The 7,147-nt window shown below is 66.9% G+C and carries 6 protein-coding genes and 2 pseudogenes; 5 read left to right on the top strand and 3 right to left on the bottom strand.

Translation table 11 applies throughout. The features are described 5' to 3' along the window. The 5 genes and pseudogenes from WAW17_RS09085 to WAW17_RS09065 all read left to right on the top strand — a co-directional run. Positions 1-208: pseudogene (locus WAW17_RS09085) on the top strand (hypothetical protein); the annotation flags it as partial. Then, positions 181-375: pseudogene (locus WAW17_RS09080) on the top strand (cytochrome c oxidase assembly protein); the annotation flags it as partial. The pseudogenes WAW17_RS09085 and WAW17_RS09080, both read left to right, overlap by 28 nt. Positions 376-479: 104 nt before the next feature. Further along, the gene (locus WAW17_RS09075; RefSeq protein WP_422332654.1) at positions 480-695 is read left to right on the top strand and encodes a hypothetical protein; all 216 of its coding nucleotides are present in this window, start codon (positions 480-482) and stop codon (positions 693-695) included. A gap of 237 nt (positions 696-932) precedes the next feature. Then, positions 933-2,237, top strand: coding sequence for an alpha/beta hydrolase (locus WAW17_RS09070; RefSeq protein ID WP_422332653.1), 1,305 nt, complete (start codon positions 933-935; stop codon positions 2,235-2,237). A gap of 39 nt (positions 2,238-2,276) precedes the next feature. Then, positions 2,277-2,450, top strand: a complete 174-nt coding sequence (locus WAW17_RS09065) for a hypothetical protein (protein WP_422332652.1) — start codon at positions 2,277-2,279, stop codon at positions 2,448-2,450. 412 nt (positions 2,451-2,862) lie between these two features. On the opposite strand, the gene WAW17_RS09060 is transcribed toward WAW17_RS09065, so the two are convergent. From WAW17_RS09060 to WAW17_RS09050, 3 genes are all read right to left on the bottom strand, one after another. Further along, complete coding sequence (locus WAW17_RS09060) at positions 2,863-4,488, bottom strand: LCP family protein (RefSeq protein ID WP_422332651.1); 1,626 nt, start codon at positions 4,486-4,488, stop codon at positions 2,863-2,865. A gap of 111 nt (positions 4,489-4,599) precedes the next feature. Beyond that, on the bottom strand, positions 4,600-6,096 hold the full coding sequence (locus WAW17_RS09055; protein WP_422332650.1) for a 2Fe-2S iron-sulfur cluster-binding protein: 1,497 nt from the start codon (positions 6,094-6,096) through the stop codon (positions 4,600-4,602). Then, positions 6,093-6,986: an FAD:protein FMN transferase gene (locus WAW17_RS09050; protein ID WP_422332649.1), complete on the bottom strand. Its 894-nt coding sequence runs from the start codon at positions 6,984-6,986 to the stop codon at positions 6,093-6,095. The genes WAW17_RS09055 and WAW17_RS09050 overlap by 4 nt, the downstream gene beginning before the upstream one ends. Between the last annotated feature and the right edge of the window lie 161 nt (positions 6,987-7,147).

The following is a 7,147-nucleotide window of genomic DNA, read 5'->3' as shown; positions in this document are numbered from 1 at the left end:
CGGGCTGGCGCTCGGCAAACCGGTCACCGTGCTCCGGGCCGCGTGCGGACCACCCGTCCGTCAGCGGGTGGACGCGGTATTGGGCAGCCACGTGGCCCGAATTGTCACCTATCCGGCGACGACGTCGCTGATCATCTGGCAACACCGTGGTTGCTATACCTCACCGGGTGGTATCCCGCTGTGCTCGAACATGAGCCGGTCGATGTGATGACCAGGATGGTCCTGGTCCTAGTCGGCTTCGGGTACTTCTATTCACGGTTGCAGATCGATCCGGTCCCGCACCGGTATTCGCAGATGATCTCGCTGATCATCACCATTGCCGAGACGATCGGGGATGGCGTACTGGGCATCATCATCTTGATCGGTCCCCTGATCGCCGCCGACTATTACGCCGGGCTCGGGCGCACCTGGGCCCGGATCTGCGGACGGATCAATCCATCGGCGCCGGAATCGTCTGGATCCTCGCCGACGTCCTCGGGGTGCCGTTCCTGCTGGTGCTCCTGCGCGCCTTCAACCAGGACGAACGTCGCAAGGCTGCACGAATCGACGCGGAACTCGACGCCGCGGAACTACAGACCCCGGTGCAGTCCCCGGTGCCCGCCGGAACCGATGCCGACACTCCTGCCGTAGCCGGGAGGCCTCGGGTGTGGTGGGAAGACGACCCGCAACTACGTGAGCGGTTCCGCCGCGGCTGAGTCGCTGCGAGGTGGCGCCGGGCGATCGGTGGCGAGCGCCCTCTAGAATTGTGAGTTCCCGGGTCCGCTCGTCTGGTTTCCCGAGATCAAGCAGGCCATGGTGGATACCCACAACGACACCGACACCCCGGAGCAGCGGCTACCGGGCGATGCCGACACTCCTGCCGCGGAGGGCGCGATTCGCCCGGGCGGGCGGTCAGGGTGCTGATCAGGACCGCGGTGGTGACCGCGGGTGTGGTGCGGTGGATTGCTGATTTGTCGTTGCTCTCGGGGCCGGTACCGCTCATCGCCAGTCTGTTCGGTGCTGTGGGAGGGCTGTGGCTCCTGGCTGGCCGGCCCGGTTGGTTTCGGCGTCGAGCGATTCCGGCCGCCGTAATCGGTGCACTCGTGGCCACGGGACTGCTCTGGTATGTCGTCGATCGGGTGTGGCGTCCACTTCCCGACCCGATTCCGCGCACCGTCTATACGTGGGTGGGGATCGGCCTGTGCTCGGTGTTTCTGCTGCTTCCTCGCATCCTCGCCGTCAAGCGGCCGCTTCCGGTGACGGTATCGATCCTTGCTGTGTTCGCGGTCGTGCTCACCAGCGGTGTCCAGGTCAATCTGTTCTTCGCGGCGTATCCCACCGTCGGGACCGCCCTCGGGATCGAGTACGCGCACCGCATCGGATTCGGATCGGTACCACCGATATCGGCCACCCCGATCGCAGGACGCCCACTTGATGCGGTGTGGACGCCGCCTTCGGACCTGCCTGTCGCCGGGCAGGTTACGTCCGCGGAGATCCCCGGTGCCCGGTCCGGGTTTCATGCCCGCCGCGCCGAGATCTACCTGCCGCCCGCGTACTTCACCGACCCTCGGCCCCAGTTTCCGGTGCTGATCCTGCTTGCGGGTCAGCCCGGACAGCCGAAGGACTGGCTGACCGGAGGTAGGCTCGCCGCAACCATGGACAACTTCGCCCGTCGGCATGACGGGCTCGGCCCCATCGTCGTCGTTGCCGATTCGACCGGCTCCACCTGGGGCAACCCACTTTGCGTCGATTCACGGCTCGGACATGCCGCGACCTATCTGGCCGAGGACGTCCCCGCATGGATCGAGTCTCATTTGCAGGCCAACCCCGACCCGACGACCTGGGCGATCGGGGGACTGTCGATGGGCGGGACATGCGCCCTGCAGATGGCCACCAACTACCCGCTGGTCTACCCCACATTCTTGGACCTGTCCGGAGACCCGGAGCCGTCGCTCGGTGACAGTCGACGCACCCTCGACGCAGCGTTCGCGGGTAACCCGACCGCATTCGCCGATGTCAATCCGATGGACCTGCTGGCCCACCGCTGCTATCCGGGTTCGGCGGGTGTGTTCATTGTCGGCAACCGCGATGGCGATCTCAAACCGGCCGTGCAGAAGGCGTATGCCGCGGCGGAACACGCCGGCATGGACGTCCGCTACCTCGAGGTCCCGGGCGGACACGATTTTGCCGTCTGGTCCGCTGGGCTCGCCGGCGAAATGAGCTGGCTGGCAACCCGGCTGGGGATCATCACTTCGTGAGGCCGGATTAGGTCCCTTCGCCGATGCGCAAGGTGCGGCGTGGTCCCTGACATCCTGACCTCACGCCAGTCCCTCTGGTCCCGGGACAGCACGCCGGCCTACGGCGCCGGTGCCGGTGCGGGCGTCGCCGAGGGCTCGGTGCTGGGCGTGGCGGGCGCGATGCTGGTCACGCTCGGGCTGGTCGGAGAACCGTTCTCGTCCCCACGTCCGTGATACCCGCCGTGAGGTCCTTCGTTCCTGCCACGCTGATCACCCTGCATGTGATGCCCGTCGCGGTACGTGGAGTGCCCTCGGTGGCCGTCGTGATACCACGCCGCACCAGTGGAAAGTCCCGCGCCGAATCCGACAGCGAGGATTATCAAACCCCCGAGGATCAGTGTCCCGATCCTCAACAGCCGGGATGATTGCCATTTCCGCGATAGCTTGCTTCCGCCGCCCGGGGGCACTGGATGGTCCTGGCGTGGCTCGCGGGATTCGCCCGCCGCGTCGTCCTGCGTCACTGTCGGTTCCTCCGCTGCTCGCAATTACTGCTCCAGGGCGACGTTACGGGTGCTTGCTGTGTGGAAGCTCCCTCCACGCTGTGAGTGTGCTGTCAATTCACCAGCGCAAGAAGCGCACAGCTACCTCATTTCACGCACGGTATGTCGGCGCCGGTGAGTTTGGTCAGATCGGTTGGCGCGGGAGCGTTCTCGCCTGTACCGGTGGCGGGTACCGCGGTCATCGGGGCGGGTGGTGTCGAGGTGCCGATGGACGGAGATGACTTCGGGGTGACGGCGGACAGAGCGGCCGGCACGGTGAAGCCTGTGCCGACGGTCAATCGCACCGCGTGAGCTGGTAAGTCGGCGCGTGCGACCGCGGGAAGTCCGGTGATCTCACCGAGTTGCTGCGCGGGTTTCGCAGCGCCGGAGCCGTATTCGAGGGTGGAGGTGGCGTGCACCGCTCCTGTGGTCGCCGAGCCTTGGGTGAATCCGCGCGCGGAAAGCTCTGTTTCCAGCTGCGCCGCCAACCCGGTCCGGCCGCTGGAATTGACAACGTCGAGCACAGTTCCCTCGGCGTCGCCGACAGTGCCCGATGTGGTGGGCGAGGGGGTGGATTCGATACTTGCTGATCCGGAAGTGGATGATCCATGCCCGAGCAGTTGCGCGACGGTGGTGTGGATTGCGGAGAGATCGACGATGTTGACGTCTTCACCGTTGTCGTTCTGCCCGAAATGATCGACGGGAAGGGTGTAGAACGCGATGTTGCCGCCAGTGAGTTTGGTGGCCGTTTTCGCGAACGATGCCACATCGGGGTCACTGTCGACGGCGATGTTCTGCTTCGCGACATCGAGGATTCCCTGCAGCTTGCTTATGCTGGTCAGTGTCCCGTTCTGCTGCAATTTCCTGGACAGCGAGATGATGAACGCCTGCTGTCGGCGGTTCCGGTCCAGGTCGGTGAAGTTCAGATCGGTGTTCGGGTCGCGCCGTTGGCGCACGAATGCGACCGCCTGCGCGGCATCGACCTCCTGGACACCCTGACGGAATTTCGCCCCGGAATAGCTGTCGGAAGTGTCCTCGTTCAGGCACACCTCGATCGGTTGCACCACCTGTGCGATCTGGAAGAACGCGACCAAGGTCACCTCGACGAAGTGGTCGATCGGCACGCCACCGAGGAACTTCCTGACCGTGGCGATCTCGGCTCTACGCCCAGCGTCGCGGGATTGTTGTTCGAGTTGCGCCGTATCCGTCACTCCCCGCGCCGACATCGCTTTGCGGGCGGTGTCGGCCGCCTCTCCGTAGGCCTGTTTGATCTTGCCCTTGCAGTCATTGGCCGTGCACCCAGCTAAATCGACGTAATCGTCGCGCGGAATCGAGATTGCGGTTGCCTTCGAACCGTCGCTCGGGATATGCAACAGAATCAACACGTTGGCGTTGTAACCGCCGACGCTGTCGTCACCGGCGTGCAATGCATCGTAGATGTCGGCCGGAAGTGGCTGCCCTTTTTCGTCCAGCCTGCTGTCGAGGCCCATCACCAGAATGTTCTGATCGCTTCCGCTGGAGGTGGGCTCCCCGACAAGCACCCCGGATTGGGTCAGCCCGGCCGCGACGCCGTGATAGAGATGCCATCCGAAGCCTGTGACAGCCAGGACCACGACGGACACCACCGCGGACAGGATCCGTAGGCCGGTCACCGCCCTACGGCGGCGCCCAGTCCAGTGCGGTTGCTGACGGGCGTGGCGCGGCACCCGAACCCGCAGTGAATGACCTGCCACCGTCGCGAACCTCCGAAACGTGTGTCTTCTGACGTGCGTGCGAATCAGTACATCGAACCATCCGCGTTAGCCGCGGTGAATCGACGTCCCGCATCCTCCCGGACGGGGGCGTCACAGATCGAGGACCAGGGTGGGGCTGTGGGCGCGGGAGACGCACGGATACATGACATCGAGCCGATCCTCGCCCGTGGTGTGCGGCACCGCGTCGAGGTGCTCGACCTCGCCGGACAGCACCTGGGTCTCGCAGGCCCCGCACACGCCCTCGCGGCACGAGGCGATGACCGGTACACGAGCGTGTTCGAGGGCTTCGAGTACGGACTGGTTCTCCGAGACGTGCACGTGACGATCGCTGCGGATGCAGGTGATATCGATGGGCCGGCGCGGACCGGGTGACGGTCCCGGTGCCGCGGTGAACCTTTCGATGTGCAGGCGCGTGGGCGACACACGGTCGACGACCTCGTCGGTCATCGCCGCGGGGCCGCAGCAGTACACCGCGGCGGTGGTGGCGGCGAGGATGGGGGCCAGGTCGAGGCGAATGCCGTTCTCGTCGCGGGCATGGATCGTCACGTTCTGCGGCCATCGCTGCTCGAGTTCCTCGCAGAACGCCATTGTTTCTCGGCTGCGACCGAGGTAGATCAGCCGCCATGGGCGGTGCGCGGGTACCGATTCGATCATTGCCTTGATCGGGGTGATACCGATACCCCCGGCCAGGAAGAGGTATTCGTGTGCGGGCTCGAGCGGGAAGTGGTTCTCCGGTGCGGAGACGTACAGGACCGTGCCGGGGCAGGCGGTGGTGTGAAACCAGGAACTGCCACCGCGGGAGTGCGGCGCCCGGTGCACCGCGATCCGGTATCGGGTGCGGTCGGCGGCGTCTCCGCACAGCGAGTAGCGGCGCTGGAGGCCGTTGGGCAGGTGCACGGTCACATGCGATCCGGGTGTCCACACGGGCAGTTCGTTGCCGTCGCAGGGTGTCAGGTCGATGCCGACGATGCCGGAGGCCAGTAGGTGCGTAGCGCTTACGGTCATCGGCTGTGGCGCCGAACGCGGACGCTGTGGTGTCCGCTGGGGAGCGGGGGGCTGACCGACTCTGGTCAGAACACGGGTCAGCACGGCCACCATCGTCGAGACCAACAGGATCAGGGCGACAAGTCGGTATCCCCAGGCGCCGGCGTCGGTGCCGGACCATCCGGCGTGGAAAGACACCAGCACCACTGCGGCATAGCTGCCGTAGTGCAGGCGCTTCCACCACCGCGGCGACATGCGCGTCCGTAGCAGCGAGGACCCGTAGACGGCGAGCAGGAGATAGAACGCCACGACGCCCAGGGCTACCGGCCAGGGCCGGTAGCCGGCGGAGAGCGGGACGAGCAGGTCGGTGAGGGAGAACCGGGACCACGAGTCGAGCACGAGTGAGAGCATGTGCAGGCCGGTCATGATCAGGGCGGTGCCACCGAGCCAGCGATGCAGATCCTGCAACCACGCCGGGTTGGCGATCGTGCGCAGGAGTCGCGTCGACAGCAGCACTCCCCACAGCACCGACGCGGTCAGGGTGACCCAGGCGACGAGGGCGCTGGCGCGGGTGACGTACCACCACAGGTGCAGATCGCTCATTCGAAATCGCTCCAGTTCACTGAACGCAGTTGTCTCCGGTCGGCGGAAAGCACCAGGGCGGCAGCGCCGAGACGCGGGACCTGCCCCAGCAGGGCATCGGGTTCTCGGACGAAGGCGAGCTTGGTCAAGGCCTCGGCCCGCGCGCCGCTGCCGGCGACGACGGTGGCGGTCACCGTCGAGCTGACGGCGCTGACGCCGGTGGCCGGGTCGATCAGGTGGTGGGCAGGGCCGGTGGCGCTGGTCCACACGCGCACCAGGCGGCTCGAGGTGGCCACGGCCCCACGCGTCAACCGCACGACGGTCAGTAGCTCACCGGCGGTGAAAGGGTCGTCGATGCCGATGGTCCAGGCGTCGCCGTCGGGCGCGGCTCCGGCGACGACGAGGTCTCCGCCGACTTCGGCGAGGATGCCGTCGGCGCCGCGGTCGAGGGCGAACTCGGTGAGCATGTCGGCGGCCAGTCCTTTGCCGAGGCCCCCGGGGTCGAGGGTGGTGCCCGCAGAAAGCCTCACCAGAGGACCGTCGATGTCGATGTCGGTCATCGATCCCGGCCACGTGGCGGTGTCGGGCAGGGTGGTGCTCCGGGTCGGGTCGGTGCTGCTGGTGGCGTAGCCGCCGGCGACCAGCTGCGGCAGCGTGGTCGGGTCGAAGGCTCCGTCGGTCAGCGCCCAGGCACGGATCAGTTCGCGCACCAGGCGGACGGTGCAGGAACGGACCTGCACCGGTCGCCCCTGCGCCCAGTTCAGCCGCCAGATGTCGCTGGTGTCGAGGAAACGGCTCCACGCCTGTTCGAGTTCGTCCAGCAACGCGAAGCAGTCGTCGACGAGGCCCGGTGGCCCGCCGACCACCGTGATCGCCGCGGTGCCGCCCATGGCGGGGCGACGAGAAGCCATCTCAGCCGCCTGACCCGCGGGAGACGCCGTGCGGGGCAGTCACCACACTGCGGTCGGGAGCCGGCGCGGGCACTGCGGCCGTGGCCGCTCGATCGGACAGCCCGGGGGTGGCAGCGGTCGAGGGAGCGGCGCCGGCCCCGCCGCCCTGGCCGGGGTCGGCG

Source organism: Rhodococcus sp. (in: high G+C Gram-positive bacteria), assembly GCF_049286785.1.
Taxonomy (GTDB): domain Bacteria; phylum Actinomycetota; class Actinomycetes; order Mycobacteriales; family Mycobacteriaceae; genus Rhodococcus_F.
The sequence above is the reverse complement of the archived record's forward strand: the minus strand, read 5'-3'. Positions and strand labels throughout refer to the sequence as shown.